Consider the following 20,900-nt stretch of genomic DNA (forward strand, 5'->3'; position numbering starts at 1 on the left):
TAGAAACAGAGATTCGGCGGTCAGTAACCGCCAAATTGCAAATGGTTTCAGAAATTGCAAATAATGACTGGAAATTGGCTGCTGAAAAGCTATTTAACAGATTATCTTCTACGCATTTGAATGCAATATCTGCTATTGACAATCCTATTAAACGTGCCTTTTATGAAATGGAAACGATTAGGGGATGCTGGACTGCAAAAGAACTGGAACGGCAGATTGATTCATTGTACTACGAGCGTAGTGGATTATCTAAAAACAAAGAAGCTCTTTCTGCATTAGTACAGCAACAGGCAGTTCAACTACAGCCTGCGAATGTAATAAATACTCCCTTGACCTTAGAGTTCTTAGGGTTAAATGAACGGGCATTAGTTACAGAGAATGATTTAGAGCAAGCCATCCTTGATAATTTACAAAAGTTCCTTCTGGAAATGGGACACGGCTTCTGCTTTGAAGCTCGCCAAAAACGCATACTGATAGATGAAGATTACTTCTTTGCTGACCTCGTTTTCTATCACCGCATATTGAAATGCCATGTCATAGTGGATTTAAAAATTGACAAATTCCACCATGAATATGCATCCCAACTGAATATGTATCTAAACTACTTCAAAGCAGAAGTAATGCAGCCCGATGATAATCCACCAATCGGTATTTTGCTTTGTACTGAAAAAGGAGATACTTTAGTTCGTTATGCCACAGCAGGATTAGACCCAAATATTTTTGTACAAAAGTATAAAATCCAGTTGCCCAGTGAGGAAGAAATCAAGAGATTTCTTTCAAAGGAGATAGGCTAACAACTTTCAATAAAAACAAAGGTTTAGTTCATTTTAGATATACAAGAGAAATGGGCTAAACTTAATCTGTAACCTTTTCATTATAAAACCTCAAAAATTCCATTTCACCCACCTGCTTTAAAAATTTCTGATTTTCAATAAAGTCTTGTCCATACTTTAACCAACGTTTTGTAAAACCTTTGAACTTAGTACAAGGAAATAGATGACATAGGTAGCAGTGTGTTATTCCTTTCTCAACGCAACACAGGTAAAATGTTCTACATTTTTCACAGCGGGTTTTGTTCTCCTCTGCTCCCTGACAAATTTTTTCATCTCGTGTGTAGCTTGGACAACCGCCACAGAACACACCACAAGCAGGAATACGACCATGATATGGTTTTATTACAGATAAGGTTTTTGCCATCCAAAAATTAGTCAAATTCAATTTATTTGCCTGTCGTTTTTGTTCCTTCTTCACCACGTATTTTTGCTTCTCAAAGAATGGACGAGCAGTTAGACTCACTTCTGATGTGATTTGTATAATACCTTCTGTAATAGCATATCGTTCTATTTCTTCCAAAAGCATAGTTGCAATGCCTTTGCCTTGAAAGTCTGCGTGAATGAACATAGAGTGCAGATAGCCTTGCGGCGTAATGGATGAAAAACCTACAATCTGAGACAGTTGATTAACAGCCACAATAAAATAGTGAGTCTTTATCATTTCCTCTATATTGGAAAGATCATCTCCGCATGATGCCCAATCTTCAACTTCATCCTGTGAATAATCACGCCTGTTTACTACAAGCACGGTATTCTTATATAAATCTCTCAGTTCAGCACTATCAGATTGTTGCGCTATTCTGATTTTAAAGTCCATTTTCATCTTTGGTTTTGTATCTTTTCGTATAATACCTTATTATCATTAAGGGTTAAAACATATATCTGTTTTTCCGAATTATCGTTAAATGCTTCTTCTTCAAAACTTCCAAACTTGTGAATAATATCAAATCCAGCCCGTTCCAGATATGAATCCAATTCTTGAGGGAAAAACATCCTCATGTCCAAATTCTGGATTGAATGAAACTCGCCATTGATAAAATAGTGCCATTCTATGCGATTGATTTGGGTTGTACTCTCATAACGCATTGTTTGTTTTATCAACACATCCCGTCCATCATCCGTTGTATATTCGGCAATTACTGCCTGCACTTTTTCGCTCTCGACAATATACTGGATGTTGGGATTAAAGCAATCTAACAGAAATAAGCCTCCTGCTTTGAGATGATTTCTAACGCATCCTAACGCATTGAATAAATCTTCGTTTCTGTATAAATGGTGGATTGAATTAAATGGAATAAAGATTAGGTCGAATTTTTCTTGCAAGTCGAGCATTCTAATATCTGCTTCTATGAAATCAATCACTAATTCTGCTTCGATAGCCTTCATCTTTGCTTGTTCGAGCATTGAGGGTGTGTAATCTACTCCGCAAATGCTGTATCCATCTTTGGCAATGGGGATCGTAAGTCTGCCTGTACCACAGCACAGTTCAAGTATTTCAGCCTCCTTATTTTTCGGTAGCCACTTTTTGTAGAATTGCAAATCAGATAGAAAGGTATTTAATCCATCATATATATTTGCATCATAAATCAACTCACCAACCTTGTAACCTATATTCATTTATATTCTCCAATACTCATTGTTTCATGTTTATATACCAAACTTATTTCTATTCTCTTTCGTGTCCGGATGGATATGCCATAGATTAACCTTATTTTCCTTTATTTCTGCAACCCAAATAGCATGAACATTATTTAGAACCTGATCTGAACAAATGGAATATCCCTGCATAATAACCATAGAACCATTTACTGTTACGCTCTCGAAAATGTTTCGATATCCCGGATAAAGTCTAAAAAACGGCTTCCATGCCTTAACTATATTATCAGATTTTCCTACAATTCGATTGTTTGCCATATCGATAAAAACATGATTTTCAGTCATTAAACTGGATAGTGCGTTAATGTCAGCCCTACTGATACATTCATTAAATTGCAAGGTAATAATTTGGGGGTCTATCATTATCTCTTCTTTGCTATATTTATCATTATTACCCCATTCGGTCTTAAGCTGCGCATAAATTATATCATCTACCCAATCCCCACGCAAATAATAGCTCTCCTTAAAGTGAGCTTCCTTTCTGAACCCCAATCGCTCTATTAACTGGATAGAAGCTGTATTTCTCGGATCGACTGAGGCTATAATCCGATGTTTATCGAGCGTTCCAAAAAGATAATCAACCATTGCTTTCAATGCTTCTGTAGCATAACCTTTTTTCTGATAATCTTTATGTAGCGTACATCCAAGTTCAGCCTGCATATTGTTGTGATTGGTAAAGCTGATTCCCATATCACCAATTAACCTGTTTTCATCTGCAAGAATAATGGTAAACTGAAAACATATATTGGCAATATCCATTGTCGCCGGCATATTGCTAATATAATCACGGACTTCTTCAACTGAATCAGGGAACCATCCCTGATACTTATTTTCCGCAAAGTCAGAACGGTAAGAAAAAATGCTTTCTGCATCTTCCGGTTCAGCAAGCCGTATGATTAATCTTTCTGTTTTAATGGGATATTTCACCTTGTTGTTTATAAATTCATGAGTTGAGCAAAAATACAAAAATTGTCTAGCCGTGGATAGTCCTGCCGAATAATTACATACAAAAAAAGCTTGACTGATTACTCAATCAAGCTTTTCAACTTCAGTACCCAGAGCCGGGATCGAACCGGCATGGAAGTGAATCCACTGGTGTTTGAGACCAGCGCGTCTACCAATTCCGCCATCTGGGCATTTTTAATTAAGCTTTAGCAGTAGGTTTGTTTCTCAAATGCGTTGCAAAGGTACAGCTTTTTTTTAAACCCGCAAGCGTTTGGGTGAAAATTTTCAAATATTTTTTTCACAGTGGGAATATGTACGGGATTGTTTCGCATAGAAAGATTATTTCGTTACATTTGTAAACGTATAATCATAATAACAGCCAATATCATGAAAGATAATTATTGCGTCATCATGGGAGGCGGAATCGGTAGCCGTTTCTGGCCTTTCAGTAGAGAAAGTTACCCAAAGCAATTCCTTGATTTTTTTGGGAGCGGACGGTCTTTACTGCAAATGACATTTGATCGCTTCGCAAAAATCATCCCTACTGAAAATATATACATCGTTACCAACGAATCTTATGCGGACTTAATCAAGGAGCAGTTGCCGGAATTAGCGGAAGAACAAATCCTTTTGGAACCGGCTCGTCGCAATACAGCTCCTTGTATCGCTTATGCGGCTTATCATATTAAGGCATGCAATCCGGAAGCCAATATTGTCGTAGCCCCTTCCGACCATCTGATCTTAAAAGAGGATGTTTTCTTGAGGGACGTTCAAAAGGCGTTGGATTTCGTGAAGAGAAACCGTGCGTTGGTCACCTTGGGCATCAAGCCTAGCCGCCCGGAAACAGGATACGGATATATCCAAAGCAGTGATACGGTAGTAGATGATTTCACCAAGGTGAAGACCTTTACTGAAAAACCGAACCTCGAGTTGGCAAAGGTATTTATGGAAAGTGGAGAATTCTTCTGGAATTCTGGCTTGTTCGTCTGGAACGTGAATACGATCTTGGAAGCGTTCTCTAAATATCTCCCGGATATCAGCAGCCGTTTCGATCTAGGTAAGGATAAATTTAATACCCCGGAAGAAAAAGCGTTCATCCAAGAGAATTTCCCTTATTGCCTAAATATATCCATCGACTACGGTATCATGGAGAAAGCACACAACGTATATATGCTATGTGTAGATTTCGGTTGGGCCGACCTCGGTAGCTGGGGATCTTTGTTCGACCTAGCGAATAAAGACGAAAATGAGAACGCAGTATTGAAAAATAACGAGGCAATGCTATACGAATGCTCCGGCAATGTGATCGCATTAAATAACCCGAAACGTCTAGCCGTTATCCAAGGGCTAAAAGATTGCATCGTGGCTGAGTCCGGAAACGTATTATTGATTTGTAAGAAGGATGACGAACAACGTATCAAACAATTCGTAGCCGACGCTAAAATCAAATACGGAAAAGAATACAACTAATTAAGAATTGAGAATTGAGAATTATCGGCAAGCGGTATTCATTCTCAATTCTCAATTTTCAACTTCTTAGCAAGATATCGTACAGGATACCACGCAGCCAAAAAGCCTATCGTTAATACCGTTACAAAGACTGTTATTATATCCACCGTGACTACACGTACTGGATAAGCCTCTATAATAAACGCTCCGGCAGCTTCCCCTAGTTTTATAAAGCCAAACTCTTGTTGTAGCAAGCAAAGTACAACCCCGATCAAGACTCCGATCAAAGCTCCAAAACCGGAGATCATCCAGCCTTCAAACAAGAAAATCCGACGGATCAGACTGTCGTCAGCCCCCATATTACGCAGTGTGCTCACATCCTCCTGTTTCTCGATCATCAACATGGATAAAGAACCCACCACGTTGAATAAGGCGATCGCCAATATAAAAGTAAGGATCAAGAAGGTCATCCATTTCTCGACTTGCATCATCTTGAAAGAAGCCTCTTGTTGCTCAAAACGGTCTTGCACGATATATTGATCACCTAGGATACGTTGAATCTCTTTCTTTACCGGAGCGATATCCCCGCTATCTTTCACCTTCAATTCCACCGCTGTCACTTCTTTATCATAATTAAATAAAGAACGGGCCAATGACAAAGGCACGATCATATATGAATCATCGTAAACCTGTTGGTCCGTACGAAAGACAGCACCGATATAAGCATATTCCAAATTGAAAGAAGAAGCCGGATTCGCCATGTTCACCTTCTCCTCCCGCTTCGGAGCGTAGATCTCCAGCGGAGAGACAAAGCCTGCGTTTATTCCTAGCGAGAAAGCCAATCCGATCCCCATATTCGCGTAATTCGCCACCTCGTCATTCAGAAGGAACTTTCCATCGATCAAGATACTATCGATCTGCGCCAGTTTCTCATATTGCTCGTCTACACCTTTCAAGGTAGCTACACCCTGACGATCTCGATAACGGACCAAGGCATTGTCCTGCAATACCTCACTAAAACAAACAATGCCGGGCAATTCCCGCACCTTACGTATCTCTTCCGAGGTCGGGTCGAAAACCTTCCCTTTCCGAGGCATGATCTTCAACTCCGGATCAAAATTGCTGAACAGAGAAGAGACCAAATCGTTGAAACCATTATAGACCGACAAGGCGCATACTAAGGCGATCGTGGCGACAACAACCCCGCATACCGATACCATCGATATGATATTTATGGCATTGTGCGACTTCTTCGAAAAGAGATATCGCCGGGCTATATAGAACGGAAGATTCAAGGCTCCTCTGATTACTTATGCAAAAGATTGTCGATATTCTCGATATAATCCAATGAATCGTCTATAAAGAAGCTCAATTCAGGAATCTTACGAACCTGCAAACGAATACGTTGCCCCAAATCAAAACGGATCGCTTTCGTATTGCTCCGTATAGCCTCCAATAGCTCTTGCGATTTATCCGACGGGAAAATGCTTAAATAAGCTCTCGCCACACTTAAATCCGGACTTACACGAACTACGCTGACAGAGACCAATACGCCATGCATTCCTTGCGTCTGCTTCTGAAATATATCACTCAACTCCTTCTGAAGAAGGCGTTCGATCTTTTGTAATCTAGTACTTTCCATACGCTTTATTATTTACTTTTTCCAGATCATCGTCAAGCCGTCACGTAAAGGGAGGATCACCTTCTCTACCCGATCGTCTTGCTTAACCTTTTCATTAAAAACCAGTATTCCCTTCGTTTGTTTATCGGAAGGATGCACTTCTTCTACCACTTTACCGTCCCAAAGCGTATTATCCGCGAGAATCAAGCCGCCCGGACGGACCATCGGGAATACCAAATCATAATACTCGGAATACAGGCGTTTGTCGGCATCGATAAAAACCATATCGAACGTCTCATCCAAACGGGGGATAATCTCCATCGCATCCCCAAAATGGACTTTTATCTTGTCCTTATGTAGCGAGCGGGAAAGATATTTCATGATAAAATCCTCCATCTCGTCATTGATCTCAATCGTATGGATCAACGCCCCCTCTTCCATGCCTTCCGCCATACACAAAGTGGCATAAGACGTATAAGTCCCGATCTCCAAGACTCTTCTCGGACGAATCATCCGGCAAAACATCTTCAATATCCTACCCTGCAAATGCCCGGATAGCATACGCGGACGGAGAAGGTTCACATTGGCGTCGCGATTCAGCGCCGACAGCAAATCCCCTTCTTCATCTATATGAGAAAGAATATACGCATCAATCTCGCCCGTAAACATTCCTCTTACTCTTTAAAAGTAGGCAACTGATATTGCGTGCCGGCATCCAGCACCTTTCCTACGTTGTTAATCTCCAAAAAGCTGGTACCGCCACCTTCGCCGAAGCTACCGCTCAAATACGCTACCATATCGTTGCGAGTGATACGTCCGCTATGGATCAGCTGGTTCAACGCATCATAGAAATATCCCCTACGACTGTCGTTGTACGGCTGATGAACCGCCCATACCCCATAAGAAAGACCCAACATACGCATCACACGAGGATTATAGCATATAGCGAACACAGTAGAGGTTCCGCGGAAAGCGGCCAGATAACGTGCCGTACGACCCGTATAACTATCCGTGATAATCGCCTTCACATGTAATTTAGAAGAAGACTTAACGGCTTGTTTCGCCAAGAAAGAAGTCACGTCTAAATCATTCCCCTCGATCGGCACACGGATATCATTCGCGGAAAGCTTGGTCTTCTCGGCTTCACGAGCCACTTTCGTCATGGTCTGTACCGCCTCGATCGGATATTTTCCATAAGCCGTCTCACCGCTTAACATCAAAGCATCCGTACGATAATAAATAGCGTTGGCGATATCCGTAACCTCGGCACGAGTAGGACGAGGATTATTAATCATGGAATGAAGCATTTGCGTAGCCACGATAACCGGCTTCTTCACCTCCACGCATTTACGGATCAGCATACGCTGGATACCCGGGATCTTCTCGGCCGGAACCTCGATACCCAAGTCACCACGAGCGATCATAACGCCATAAGCCACTTCCAAAATCTCCTCGATATTGTCTACACCCTCTTGATTCTCGATCTTAGCGATAATCTTGATAGGGCTGTTACGCTCGTCCAAGATACGTTGGATATCCAATACGTCCTGTTTGTTGCGAACAAATGAGTGAGCGATAAAATCGAGATCATGATCGATCGCCCAAAGGATATTATTACGGTCTTTCTCAGTCAACGAAGGCAAATTGATACGTACGCCCGGCACATTCACGCTCTTGCGGCTACCTAGCGTAGCGTCATTCTGGATCTCGCAAAGCAAACAATCGCCGGATTTCCCGGTAACCTTCATTTCCAGATCACCATCATCGATAAGGATGTCGCTGCCAATCGCCAAGTCGTTCACGAAATTCTTATATGACACACAAATACAATCATGCGAAGTTTCCTGATCGGGATTACCGATTACCTTCACGATCTCTCCAGTCTTGAAAGGGATCGGTTCCTTGTTTACCGTCGTCGTGGTACGTACTTCCGGCCCCTTTGTATCCATCAAGATACCGATACGGTCGGATACTGTACGGACGTTATTTACCACACGGGTCAACCCCTCTTCCATCATGTGAGCCGTATTCAGGCGCACCACATTCATTCCCGCTTTATATAACGCCTCAACGAACGCAACGTCGCAGCGCTGGTCGGAAACTGTAGCAACAATCTTCGTATGCTTTAACATATACCTTAAATTATTATAACCTAATTATTAATTCTATTTGATAACCTTCTAAACCTTCTATCACATAAACGATTCGATCGCCAACCGATACGAATCCAGCCCAAACCCAAGAATCACTCCCCTGCATGCCGCCGATATCATCGACACATGACGAAACGATTCACGGGCATGCACATTCGAGATATGCACTTCCACGACTGGCGTAGTAACCGCCTTGATAGCATCGTGCAACGCAATGGAAGTATGCGTATAAGCGCCGGCGTTCAACACGATACCGTCATATTCAAAACCCACCTCATGGATCTTGTTAATTATCTCTCCTTCCACATTACTTTGATAATAAGATATCTCACACTGAGGAAAGCGGGCACGTAACTCGCTCAAATAGTCCTCGAACGAGGCATTTCCGTATACTGTCGGTTCTCGCTTGCCCAACAGATTCAAATTAGGGCCATTGATGATCTGAATCTTCTTCATTCTTAATTGTAAGTTTATTACCTTTGTACCGCCCGTTGAGGCCGGAATTATCCGGCAAAGGTAAGGATTTTATTTGACACATTCATAACGACATACCGACAATGCGACAAGGAAAAGATATAATAAACCGATATAACACCTATTTACGATTAGAAAAATCGCTCTCAGCCAACTCCATCGACGCCTATTTGACAGATCTTGACAAATTGCTACGTTTCGCAGAGGATGAGAAAAAGGACGTTAAGGAGATCAGCTACGACGACTTGCAACAGTTCATCGCCCAATTACGTGACATCGGCATCCATCCCCGATCGCAAGCACGCATCATCTCGGGTATCAAATCGTTCTATCGTTTCTTATTGCTTGACAATTATATAACAAATGATCCGACCGAATTGTTAGAGTCTCCCAAGATCGGATTGAAGCTGCCGGAAGTATTAACCGTCAACGAGATAAATAGCATTCTCGACACGATAGACCTCACGCTTCCCGAGGGACAGCGGAACCGTGCGATGCTGGAGGTTTTATATAGTTGCGGACTGCGCGTATCGGAGCTTACTGGCCTGCGTTATTCGGATATATATCCCAAGGAAGGTTTCATCCGGGTAGAGGGTAAAGGAAGCAAACAACGGCTTGTTCCTATCTCCGAAGTTGCTTTGCGGGAAATTAAAAACTATCTGTATGACCGGAATTCGGTCGTGGTTAAAAAAGGCTTCGAGGATATTTTATTTCTAAGCCGGCGAGGAACGGCCCTCTCCCGTATCATGGTATTTCATATCATCAAGCAACAGACGGAGGCCGCCGGTATCCATAAAAACGTAAGTCCCCATACCTTCCGTCATTCTTTCGCCACCCACTTGCTGGAAGGCGGCGCCAACTTACGCGCTATCCAAGAGATGCTGGGGCATGAGAAAATCACCACCACCGAGATATATACACATATCGACCGGGAATTCCTTCGCAAAGAGATACTGGAACATCATCCGAGGAGCAGGCCAAGAACTTAAAAGAACCGATCCTGCTCCGCTAGCAAAGCCCCAAGGATATCATAAATTATTTATTTCCTCCTCTGACAAACCAGTATAACACACGACCATTTCCATCGAAAGCCCATCAGACCGCATACGCCGAGCTGTTTCTAGACGTTCTTCCGCACGGCCTTCTTCCCGTCCTTCAAACTTAGCAGTGCTCAACACGTCATTCTGGATCATAATCGCATTCAGATGTTCGTCATAAGCATAACGTTCCTCGGGAGACATTGAGTAATAGCGTAATTTCTCTCGTGCCTCTTCCAAGCCGGGGGCTGTCGTTTCGGAAGTTATGATCCCGTCTTTCAAGTATCGCACCCATTCCTCCAAGGGGGTCACGGCCTCCTTATCAAACTCATTCACCCGAACCAATATATACTCCGGAAAGATCTCCGAAGGAAGACGCTTGACGATCGCACCCCTCTCCTTGGTATTTACCTGTAAATGATCATGGGTATGCACGCCGACAAATTGGTTCTGCCCGTGATACAGATAATCGGTTCCTACGCCTATATCAAAATAAAGGATACTGATAGAATAGATCTTTTTCACCTCGGAATAGTCCTGCCCCAAATGAAGATGCTCGGTGACGGCCTTCGCCACGCCATAGAGCACACGTTCCAAATAATAAAGCTCGCGGGTATTCTGGATCTCGATAAGGATGATATCTCCCTTTGTGTTCTTAGCCTTGATATCCACCCGATTGAATTTATCATCAGCGTCCTGCTGGTTCCCCTCACTCTCCAATATCTCCTCAATCTTGATCTGCTCGCCCAAGAACACGGTAAGAAAGCCTTCTAGCACTCCGAAATTCGCTTTTTGCCGGAGTAGGCGTTTGATGGCCCAGTCGAAACGGATATATCGATCTTGTAATTCCTTCATATACTTCTCCTCTTTTTCTGTTTTCTTTTCCATAGTCATATCATGTTTTAGTTACCCCACTATTGGGTGGCTTCAAATGTACATAAAAAGATCCGGAATACAAGCTTATCCCATCTAAAAAGAAATGTCCTTCCTTTTGGATCCGTAAGTGAATAGCCAACGAACGGAATCGTAAGCGGTCGCAAAAGGGTATTCTTGTGCCGTTATAACTCTATTTTAACCTCATATTGTATCGGTTTAAACTATTTACCCAAAAACAAAAAACATGGATGTGGACAAATATAAAGACTACTCAATTCTTAGAAATGAGGATTCTGCACCAAATGGCCATCCGATGCTCTGTCGCACCACCTTCCGAATGCTGATCGCCGGGAGAGGCGCTATTGGTGAAATCAATCCACGCTTTATGATCATCTTCCGCCCATAAGTTCAAGGCCGTTCCCTTTACCTTTTTACTATCATACCGTTCCATAGAGGTTCCCAGTAAAACGGCGAAATTATGTTTATCGATCGAACGTTTATAACTCAACGTATTCTCCCAAAGAAGCTTCACGCCACGATTCATCGTTTGCTCCACCCTCGATTTCTCAGTCTTGACCATATAACACAAATAGCTAACAGGGAACCAATTTCTTTCGCCCCAAAAAGCCATATCCGTGGAGAGAGGGCTCTTAAACGTAAGACTCTCAAATACTTCTAATTCACCCCAAACAGAACCCACAAACTTAATCCCTCTACGGGAACGCGATATTATTCATCTCCGGAAGACGAATTAAATTAGGTTCAAAAATCTGACGCTTGAAAATGCGGTAGATCCTCCACATAGAAATGAATGTGACTATCTATCGGGAATGGCAGTTCTTGAAATAATGGTTTCATAGGCTTTATACTAAAGGTTTCAACCTCTCGATCAGTTCATCCCCAAGCGCCCGTTTATTCACGATATGTTCCTGCACGGCGGTAACAAACGGATTATTCATGAAATCTCCTCGAACACCCTCGAAATCCTGTTGTTTTTCTTTGCTGGAACCATCCACACCGAAACCAATCATAGAAGTCAAGGAGAATTCCTTACGGGCATCCTCATAAAGCATCTCATCCAAGCGGATCACACATTCTTGCCAACGACGAACCAGATCAATAATCTCTGCGGCGGAAATCGAACGGAGATCCACCCCATAATAACGTTCGATCATCTCGTACGCCCATGTCCATTCCAAGGAATAATAACGTCCGTGAACCAAACGGAAAAAGCATTCCACATCCTCTAAGGAAGCGATTTCCCCCTGTTCGATATCTTGCAACAAGGCTTCTAGCGGTTCCCTCGGGAGGATCAAGCCCGCCAAGTCCAACCATTCTCCGGAGCCTTTGGATTCCGTAGGACGCAATTGCTCCCAGACCTCTTCCATAGAACAATAGGTCGTACCTTCCAAACGCTTGATTAACGAGTTACCAAAGAACTTATTAATTGCCATCCCATAAAAGTTCAACGCATTCCGGAGGGAGGAACCTTTTATACGAGTATTCTGATAATAATAAATCTCGGAAGTCTCTCCAACCAATGCCTGCAGGTTTTTCAAGATATCCACCGCTTTCAGCATCTTCTGGATCGTATAGGGACTCAATAGATTATAGTTAATCATATCCAAGCGATCCGGGTCCGTACGTTTATCACGTTTCGGCCATTTCTGGGCATCACGGATCGTACCTACGCTGCGAAGATTAATTCCCGGAACTAAGTAAGTCTCATCATCCTTCTCTATTAAATAGGAGAATGGAATATCGGAAGTATCGCTATGATGATGATGGCGGCCCATTACCAAAGAGAAAGCGCCAATACGAGCCGGCCAAAGAATATACGAGTCGCTGGTCGTCTTGGAACCACGTTCCACGATCCCTTGATGGATCGGTCCCAGCTTATACATATGATTACTCTGGTTGGAGCCACTTCCCGCATTCAAAAACGAATACATTCCCGCTATCAGCAAACTACTCTTATGCATAGACACTGTAAACGGACCGGCGAAAATAGCGCAAGCCTCCCCATTCTCGAAAGCGCAGTTGCTGAACAACAAGGAATCATGGGCCGAGAAGTTATGCGTCACTTGGCAAGCCTGTCCGATAAAGCAACGGATAATCTTAGCGGCATCCGCGATCTTGGCTCCCGAAGAGACAATGAAATCTTGCGCGATCACGCTATCCCCGATAAATACCGGGGCCTCCTTCTTACTATTTACGGAACCATTTTCCAGACGTGCGCTATTCTCTATGGTCGCGTAATCACCAATCTTCACGTTACGGATCGTACCGGTATTGACAATCTTGACCTTATCGCCAACCGTTCCCTCCGTAGAGGCAATACCCTCCGTATAAGCGGTAATCATATCCCGCAAGCGTTCGATCAAGGCCGGACGATGACGGTACAATGCTATAATATAAGCCAATGAAGCCGACAGGCCATCGTAAATCGGAACCTCACGCCCGCCGGTCTCATTCAAGACCGACACCTCGACATTATTCCCGAACGTAGCCTTGCCTTCCACCAACATAACATTTATATTCTGGATAAAGCAGTCATCACCGATCCGGTAATTAGCGATATAATTCTGTACGTTCTCAATCAACACGTTATCCCCCAACGTGCAATTATGTAGGGTAACATGACGAAGCCCGCTATGCTTTACCAATCCTCCCGGCAGGGTAAAAATCTTACGAAAGGCTCCTAACTTAACCACTCCTGAAAAACGTACGTGGTTCACATATTCAATATCAAACACTTCTGGAACCCAAACTTGATTCCAATCATCGGCCCGGCAAGCCTGAGATCGCAAGGTGGCGATCTCATCCGGCCGCAAATTTCTCAAATGATTCATTGGTACTAATTTTGTAAGACTCTACTCTTCATCATATTGCTGAAAGAGGAAGTCATTGTAGGGGAAACGGGTGATATGGATTTGTTTGACCCGTTCATACAACATCTCTTTCAACGCCTCTATATTCGTACGTTCCTTGGCGGAGATAAAGATGCAATTATCTTGCAATTTTCCCATCCACGTACGTTTCAGTTCATCCAGATCGATATTCTCACGACCACGAGGGGTCAAATCATCTTCCTCTTTCGGGACAAAGGTAAATGCGTCCACCTTATTGAAAACCATGATCATCGGTTTCTCGGTCTTATCGATCTCCGCCAACGTACGGTTCACGACCTCTATTTGCTCCTCAAAAGTCGGGTGTGAGATATCCACGATATGTACCAGCAAATCCGCCTCCCGTACCTCATCCAAGGTAGATTTAAAAGATTCCACCAGCTCGGTCGGTAACTTGCGGATAAATCCGACCGTATCAGACAGCAAGAACGGCAAGTTCTCGATAATGACCTTGCGTACGGTCGTATCTAACGTAGCGAACAACTTATTCTCGGCAAAGACCTCACTCTTGCTCAATAAGTTCATCAAGGTAGATTTACCTACGTTCGTATATCCGACTAACGCTACACGTACCATCTTACCCCGGTTTTTCCGTTGTACGCTTTTTTGCTTGTCAATATCCACCAGCTCTTTCTTCAATCGTGCGATCTTATCCAAGATAATACGTTTATCAGTCTCCAACTGTGTCTCACCCGGACCACGCATACCTACGCCGCCTCGCTGACGCTCCAAGTGTGTCCACAGACGAGTCAAGCGGGGTAACATATATTTATATTGTGCAAGCTCCACCTGTGTCTTCGCATGGGCGGTCTGTGCACGGCTAGCGAAGATATCCAAGATCAAGCTCGTACGATCCAAGATTTTCACCTGCAATTCTTTCTCAATATTACGGAGTTGCTTCGGACTCAGCTCATCATCAAAGATCACCAAGCCGATCTCATTCTCTACCACATACTCCTTAATTTCCTGCAATTTACCGGTCCCGACAAAAGTGACGGAATTCGGGTAATCCATTTTCTGGGTAAAACGCTTTACCGCATCCACCCCTGCCGTATCGGCCAAGAAAGCCAATTCGTCCAGATATTCCTTAACCTTTTGCTCATTTTGCTCGGGGGTAACCAAACCCACCAAAACGGCCTTTTCGGTCTGTGCCTCAGATATGATAAATTCTTTCATGCCACAAAGATATATTATTTCAATTATTTACGTATATTTGCGAACATATTTACAAATATAAATCAACTTAGCTATGAAAAAGAGAATTTGGCATCTATCCAGATGCGTTGTCGTTTGTACGGCATTCCTATTCGTACAACAATTTATCCAGTCACAAGTTTCAAATCCATCTACATGGGAAAGTTTTGTGCAAAGTAACGCAAATATATCTATCCGGGATACGTTTCGGATGCAGACATTTGAGGGACTTGCTTCTGATAATTGGGATTATGCCATTACAGGTGAAGCCCTTATTGAAGATATCTCCGGCGTGAAAGATATTCCTAACAGCCACGGAAACTACGGGTTACGAATGCCAATGAATACGCAAGTGGCTTTCGAGCATTTCACGTTAACAAATCATCAAGATATAAAAATCAGTATACGGAAAGGGGGCATCCTTCTAGTAGAAGGAGAAGGCATGAGAGCCAGAACCTATCGAAAAGGGGAAACAAGTTATCCCTCCTTAGTTCCAACCATAGGAGAGAGTGGCATCAATCCTTTCAAAACCACAGATATAAAAAACAATCCTCCGGGCTTAGATCTTATCGTCCCCACACCGGCCGCCAATACCAAAAACGGCTATTATTATGTAGACAGCGTTTACGCACACGGCATGATTCCTACCTATTCCCTATTTACCGGAAACAGCGATTGGAACCATGAGGATCGCTGGAGCCACCTACCCGCCTACCGTCACCGCAACGCCTTGATTAACGGCAATATCTCCATAAATACAAATATCAGCTGTAAAGATATCTTTATTGGCAATGGAAATATCCATATTTTACCAACCGGAAATCTATCCGCAAATAACCTTACCATCTATCCTAATGATGGTATCTTGGCGTCTTCCTCCACCTTGCGATCGTCTGGAACTATTAACATCTCCGGCAAAATAACAATCGAGAAGACCTTCGCTCAAAAAGGCAAATGGTATTTTATCTCCTTCCCCTTCGATGTATTCGCTTCCGGCATAGACCCGGATTTCCAACTGGGTGATGACAAAAGCGATACAAACGGTAACTACTTTTACGTACAAACCTATAACGGAGAAAAGCGAGCCAACTCACAAAGCCCTTCCAACAACTGGGAAGTCATACCACAAACAATAATCAATACATCCCAGCCCATCTTCAAGAAGAACAAGGGGTACCTGATCGCTATTGACGCTTCCGCCGATCGTCAGAACCTTCGTTTCTCCTCGAAAGCAAAAGATATCCCTATAGATTTCGGAAAAAACGGTCAAGCCTCTATTCCGGTAAGCATTAACAACCAAAGCCAGAACCAGAATCACAACGGCTGGTATCTATGCGGTAATCCTCTGCCGGCTCCTTTATCTCTTAGTCAAATAGAATCAAACTCGGCCTTAGACGGATACATTTATATATATGACGGCTCCACCTACCAACCCTACGTGATCGGTAGCGATTTCGCCATCCCTCCATTCTCCGCTTTCTTTGTCAAAGCGAATAATAGTACCAGCCTATCTGTATATAATACATCCGAACCAGCCAATTATAAATTATTATCAACGAATGCACCCATATCTTTCCCAACATCGGAACCTCAAGCCCGACAAGATCCTCCTGTTTCCAATCAAGCCTTTTCATTTCCGGAATTAAGCTATCAGCTAGAGAACAAAACTTTATTCATTAATAATCTTCCATCCCCCGGTAAAGTCAAACTACTTACTCCGGCAGGCATATTGGTATTTACGCAAGCGGTACAGGCAGGGAACCCTATCCTCCCGATTCCCCTCCCACAAGGTTTATATATCTTAATTATTCAAACAGAACATTATCGGGCACAGTACAAATGCGTTTTAACCTCCTAAAGCCCGAAACAATCTTATATCTTTGCCCTGTTTTAAGAATAAAACGAATATGAAGAAGATCAACATCACAACAATTGCCTTACTTGTCTACTTAATCGTAATGAGTATCATCGGCTGGCCGGGAAACAATTCGGGGAATAATTATACCGAATATTTCTTGATGATCGGCGCTACGCTCGTCATCATCATCCTTCTACGCTATCTGCAAGTCAAACGTCTGAGAATGCGAGATAAGTGGAATAAAGACGAAGATCCTGCCAAGCAATAAAAACACAGCCTGTTTTTCTTCACAGAAGAACAGGCTGAATGAACTTTATTTTATTACACTAGTATTAATATTACTGCTTTTTCGCCCTCACAGGCTACTTGAATGTCTCGTAAAGACTACGCACAGTATAAATTATTCGATTATAAATAAGTACAATCTTAACAGGACACACACACCACTTGTTTCGCTTACTTTCTTAAAATGAGTTACTTTCATAATTCTTACATTTTATTCACTAGTACTAAAACGTCATTAACCAATACGCAAAAGACAACCGACATCATTTTTGTAATCGTAGCCTAATCGTCATATCACTGAAAGGCAATACAATCGTGAACACATTTTTAATAACATAGACATATCATCGTAATACAATCACACGTCCTTTGCGTTCTGAAAAAATAGATTAATTCTAATATATTTTAAGGACAAAAGGATGGACAACAGAAATTACTTTACGATGGCGATTCCCGCTCTTTTGCTAGGCGTAGCATACTTACAGCCAATCAATGCGGCACCAGCGGAGGATCTGCCAAACGTTACTGGACGAATGACGATCACCCAACAGACATTCACGGTAAGTGGCGTAGTCACCGATACGAACGGAGAACCAATTATCGGGGCTAACGTGATTGAGAAAGGGACTACAAATGGAGCCGTAACCGATTTTGACGGCAAATTTTCTCTCTCGCTGCAAAACAAGCAAAGCATATTGGTCGTTACTTATATCGGTTATAACACCAAGGAGATTCCAGCCGGGAATGGTTCTCCCCTCACGATCCAATTGCAGGATGACACCCAGAACCTAGACGAGGTTATCGTGGTAGGTTATAGTGTACAGAAGAAAAAAGACCTTACCGGTGCTGTTTCCGTACTGGAGGTAGGCGACCTGAAAGATACCCCGGTATCCAGTGTAGATCAAATGATGCAAGGTAAATTGTCCGGCGTAAACGTAATCCCGGATAATATGCCCGGCGGAGGCGTAGCGGTACGTGTACGCGGTTTCAGCACGATCCGTAACAATGATCCGCTTTATATCATCGATGGCGTACCAGTAGAGGGCGGCATCAATTTTCTCAACCCGAATGATATCGAAAGTATGCAGGTATTGAAAGATGCTTCTTCCGCTTCCATCTATGGCGCACGTGCGGCAAACGGCGTGGTTATCATCAGTACAAAAAAAGGGAAGGAAGGTACTTTCCGGGTAAACCTAGACGCTTACGTGGGAGTACAAACCTCGGCAAAACAGATGCGTATGCTAAACGCCCAAGAATATGGCGACTTATTATGGCAGGCACAGCGTAACGACGGGAAATCACCAGTAAGCGACGTGTATGGCTCCGGCGAGACCGCCGTAATTCCGGAATTCCTTGACGCAGATCACCGTCTTCCCTCGGGAGACGTGGATTGGGTTGACGAGATCATGCAAAAAGCCATGGTCCAGTCCTATAACCTCTCTCTGGCGAAAGCAGATAAAGTTAGCAGCCACTTGTTCTCCCTAGGCTATTTCAACCAAGACGGTCTTATGAAATATACTGGTTTCGAACGTATATCCGGACGTTTCAACAATGAGTTCAAGCTCTTCAACGATCGTTTGAAAATCGGTGAGAACGCCACATTATCACATGCGTGGGGAACCTCGGTCACCAATAACGCCGCACTGGGAGGTATGTTATACAACGCCTATAAGACCGTATCCATTACCCCTGTTTACGATCTGGACGGGAATTTCGGCAGCAACCCGATCGCCGACATCTCCAACCCGTTAGGCGAATTATACCGTAATAAGGATAATAAAGATCGTACCACCCGCCTATTCGGTAATCTATTCGCCGAACTGAATATCCTAGAGGGACTTTATTTCAAGACCAACTTCGGAGCGGATTACAAAAATCTGTATAAACGAAGCTTCAAGGCCAAATACAACGAATTGAACACCCAGCAGCCCTTGAGTACGTTGAGCACGCAAAACCGTTGGAACTTCAATTGGGTATTCACGAACACGTTAAACTATTTACGGACATTCGATAAACATACGATCGGAGCCTTATTAGGTATCGAGACAAACCGTTATCAAGAGGAATACTTCTCCGCCTCCCGTGAAGGCTTTGCCTCGGATGACAATAACTTCCATTTCCTCGATGCGGGCGATAGCGGCTCCCAGAAGAACGCAGGTTCTGCCTTTACTTCCAAGATGATGTCTTATTTCGGTAAAATTGATTATAATTTCGACAACCGCTACTTATTCGCAGCCACGTTCCGACGTGACGGATCTTCTAAACTTGGTAACAATAAATGGGGTAATTTCCCGGCTGTCTCCGCAGGCTGGCGTATCAGTAGCGAACCGTTTTATGATATTCCGGCTATCAGCAACATGAAAGTCCGCATAGGTTGGGGACAAAACGGCAACTCTGATATCCCGGCTTATTCCACGATCGATTCTTACATGAGTAATCCGAACCACTCCAACTATCCGATCGACGGTAGCCAAAGTTCCGTGACAACCGGATACACCCAAACCCGTTACGGTAACGCAAACTTGAAATGGGAGACCACCACGCAAACTAATGTCGGGCTGGATCTAGGCTTCCTAGATAACAGCCTAACCGTTGTGCTGGATTGGTTTAACAAAGATACCAAGGACTTATTATGGGAGCGTCCCTTGATCGGTACCGTGGGGGGTACAAACCAAACGGTATGGGACAATGTCGGGAAAATGCGTAACCGGGGTTTCGAAGCTGAGGTCAGCTACAATAAGAGCATCAATAAAGATTTCGGGTTCAATGTCGCCTTCAATATGTCCGCTATCAAGAACAAGATGACGGAATTAGACGGTGATGTCTCCTATATCGGACTGCCTACCAGTGTGATTCACTCCCTCAACTTCGATCAAGAGGTTTCTCGTTCCGCCATCGGTCAACCAATCGGCTCTTTCTACGCTTATAAAGAAGACGGTTTATTCCAGAGCGAGGCGGAGATCAAATCATATACCAATAATAAAGGCGAACTACTCCAACCTAACGCAAAACCGGGTGATATCAAGTTCGTAGACGTAAACGGAGATGGCGTAATAGACGGTAACGACCGTGACTATATCGGTAACCCGCTCCCCGATGTCACAGCAGGCCTTACATTAGGAGTCAACTTCCATAATTTTGACCTCAGTCTATTCTTTCAGGGAATGTTCGGAAACGATGTATACGACTTGACCCGTTATGTGGGTGATTTCTACAATCAATCGCAATACAACAAAAACAGCCGTGTCGTTAATGCATGGACACCAACCAACACGAATACGGACATACCCCGTGTCACCATGGACGATCCGAACAATAACATCCGGCCCTCGTCTTACTATGTGCAAGACGCTTCTTTCGTTCGCTTAAAGAACATGAAAATCGGTTATTCCGTACCTCAGTCCATCCTATCCAAGATTAAGTTCAATAGCTTGTATATCTATGCGCAAGCAACCAACTTATTCACGATCACAGGATACGACGGTATCGATCCGGAAGTGGGATTGCAAAGTTACTCCAGTGACTACCGTAACCTAGATATGGGTGTGGACCGCGGCATCTATCCGTTATCCCGCACCTTCACCTTTGGAGTAAACGTAAGTTTTTAATC

At 43.3% G+C, this 20,900-nt stretch carries 18 protein-coding genes and 1 tRNA gene; 6 read left to right on the forward strand and 13 right to left on the reverse strand.

From position 1 onward, the window contains the following. A partial coding sequence (locus QVP94_RS08160) for a PDDEXK nuclease domain-containing protein (protein WP_288213214.1) occupies positions 1-794 on the forward strand: 794 nt, incomplete at its 5' end. Positions 795-855: 61 nt separating this feature from the next. Here the strand turns inward: QVP94_RS08160 and QVP94_RS08165 are convergent. The 4 genes from QVP94_RS08165 to QVP94_RS08180 all read right to left on the reverse strand — a co-directional run bounded on the left by QVP94_RS08165 (position 856) and on the right by QVP94_RS08180 (position 3,625). Next, positions 856-1,656 carry a GNAT family N-acetyltransferase gene (locus tag QVP94_RS08165; RefSeq protein WP_036618782.1) on the reverse strand — a complete coding sequence of 267 codons (801 nt, stop codon included), beginning with the start codon at positions 1,654-1,656 and terminating at the stop codon, positions 856-858. After that, positions 1,653-2,450 carry a class I SAM-dependent methyltransferase gene (locus QVP94_RS08170; protein WP_008772948.1) on the reverse strand — a complete coding sequence of 266 codons (798 nt, stop codon included), beginning with the start codon at positions 2,448-2,450 and terminating at the stop codon, positions 1,653-1,655. Before QVP94_RS08170 ends, QVP94_RS08165 begins: the two co-directional genes overlap by 4 nt. A gap of 30 nt (positions 2,451-2,480) precedes the next feature. Then, positions 2,481-3,416 carry a GNAT family N-acetyltransferase gene (locus QVP94_RS08175; protein WP_011967263.1) on the reverse strand — a complete coding sequence of 312 codons (936 nt, stop codon included), beginning with the start codon at positions 3,414-3,416 and terminating at the stop codon, positions 2,481-2,483. 125 nt (positions 3,417-3,541) lie between these two features. Continuing rightward, positions 3,542-3,625: transfer RNA gene (locus QVP94_RS08180), tRNA-Leu, on the reverse strand. Between the two features lie 196 nt (positions 3,626-3,821). Between QVP94_RS08180 and QVP94_RS08185 the strand changes: the two genes are divergently transcribed. Continuing rightward, positions 3,822-4,904 carry a mannose-1-phosphate guanylyltransferase gene (locus QVP94_RS08185; RefSeq protein WP_009016577.1) on the forward strand — a complete coding sequence of 361 codons (1,083 nt, stop codon included), beginning with the start codon at positions 3,822-3,824 and terminating at the stop codon, positions 4,902-4,904. 44 nt (positions 4,905-4,948) lie between these two features. On the opposite strand, the gene QVP94_RS08190 is transcribed toward QVP94_RS08185, so the two are convergent. The 5 genes from QVP94_RS08190 to aroQ are packed head-to-tail and all read right to left on the reverse strand — an operon-like array spanning position 4,949 to position 9,113. After that, the gene (locus QVP94_RS08190; RefSeq protein ID WP_008778805.1) at positions 4,949-6,178 is read right to left on the reverse strand and encodes an FtsX-like permease family protein; all 1,230 of its coding nucleotides are present in this window, start codon (positions 6,176-6,178) and stop codon (positions 4,949-4,951) included. Between the two features lie 11 nt (positions 6,179-6,189). Further along, positions 6,190-6,525, reverse strand: coding sequence for a 30S ribosome-binding factor RbfA (gene rbfA, locus QVP94_RS08195; protein WP_005859883.1), 336 nt, complete (start codon positions 6,523-6,525; stop codon positions 6,190-6,192). Positions 6,526-6,537: 12 nt separating this feature from the next. Beyond that, positions 6,538-7,173, reverse strand: coding sequence for an O-methyltransferase (locus tag QVP94_RS08200; protein WP_005859885.1), 636 nt, complete (start codon positions 7,171-7,173; stop codon positions 6,538-6,540). Between the two features lie 5 nt (positions 7,174-7,178). Then, positions 7,179-8,636 (reverse strand): pyruvate kinase, encoded by a 1,458-nt coding sequence (pyk, locus tag QVP94_RS08205; protein WP_005859887.1) that lies wholly within the window; start codon positions 8,634-8,636, stop codon positions 7,179-7,181. A gap of 60 nt (positions 8,637-8,696) precedes the next feature. Further along, positions 8,697-9,113, reverse strand: coding sequence for a type II 3-dehydroquinate dehydratase (gene aroQ / locus QVP94_RS08210; RefSeq protein ID WP_005859889.1), 417 nt, complete (start codon positions 9,111-9,113; stop codon positions 8,697-8,699). A 101-nt stretch (positions 9,114-9,214) separates the two neighbouring features. Here aroQ and xerD point away from each other — a divergent pair, with 101 nt between their 5' ends. Continuing rightward, positions 9,215-10,120, forward strand: a complete 906-nt coding sequence (gene xerD, locus QVP94_RS08215; protein ID WP_005859891.1) for a site-specific tyrosine recombinase XerD — start codon at positions 9,215-9,217, stop codon at positions 10,118-10,120. 39 nt (positions 10,121-10,159) lie between these two features. Here xerD and QVP94_RS08220 read toward each other — a convergent pair whose 3' ends face one another. From QVP94_RS08220 to hflX, 4 genes are all read right to left on the reverse strand, one after another. After that, a complete protein-coding gene (locus QVP94_RS08220; RefSeq protein ID WP_005859893.1) occupies positions 10,160-11,056 on the reverse strand; it encodes an Rpn family recombination-promoting nuclease/putative transposase in 897 nt (298 codons plus the stop codon). A 259-nt stretch (positions 11,057-11,315) separates the two neighbouring features. Next, a complete protein-coding gene (locus tag QVP94_RS08225) occupies positions 11,316-11,744 on the reverse strand; it encodes a hypothetical protein (RefSeq protein WP_005859894.1) in 429 nt (142 codons plus the stop codon). A 163-nt stretch (positions 11,745-11,907) separates the two neighbouring features. Next, entirely contained in the window at positions 11,908-13,896 is a 1,989-nt protein-coding gene (locus QVP94_RS08230) for a DUF4954 family protein (RefSeq protein ID WP_005859896.1), read from the reverse strand. Positions 13,897-13,917: 21 nt separating this feature from the next. After that, positions 13,918-15,129: a GTPase HflX gene (gene hflX, locus QVP94_RS08235; RefSeq protein ID WP_005859898.1), complete on the reverse strand. Its 1,212-nt coding sequence runs from the start codon at positions 15,127-15,129 to the stop codon at positions 13,918-13,920. A gap of 73 nt (positions 15,130-15,202) precedes the next feature. Between hflX and QVP94_RS08240 the strand changes: the two genes are divergently transcribed. The 3 genes from QVP94_RS08240 (at position 15,203) to QVP94_RS08250 (ending at position 20,898) form a co-directional block, all read left to right on the forward strand. Further along, positions 15,203-17,005, forward strand: a complete 1,803-nt coding sequence (locus QVP94_RS08240; protein WP_005859900.1) for a DUF4097 family beta strand repeat-containing protein — start codon at positions 15,203-15,205, stop codon at positions 17,003-17,005. Between the two features lie 49 nt (positions 17,006-17,054). Further along, complete coding sequence (locus tag QVP94_RS08245) at positions 17,055-17,273, forward strand: hypothetical protein (RefSeq protein ID WP_005859902.1); 219 nt, start codon at positions 17,055-17,057, stop codon at positions 17,271-17,273. Positions 17,274-17,709: 436 nt separating this feature from the next. After that, positions 17,710-20,898 carry a SusC/RagA family TonB-linked outer membrane protein gene (locus QVP94_RS08250; RefSeq protein ID WP_022192354.1) on the forward strand — a complete coding sequence of 1,063 codons (3,189 nt, stop codon included), beginning with the start codon at positions 17,710-17,712 and terminating at the stop codon, positions 20,896-20,898. The last annotated feature ends 2 nt before the right edge of the window (positions 20,899-20,900 follow it).

It is taken from the genome of Parabacteroides sp. CAG:2, assembly GCF_000436315.1.
Taxonomy (GTDB): Bacteria; Bacteroidota; Bacteroidia; order Bacteroidales; family Tannerellaceae; genus Parabacteroides; species Parabacteroides distasonis.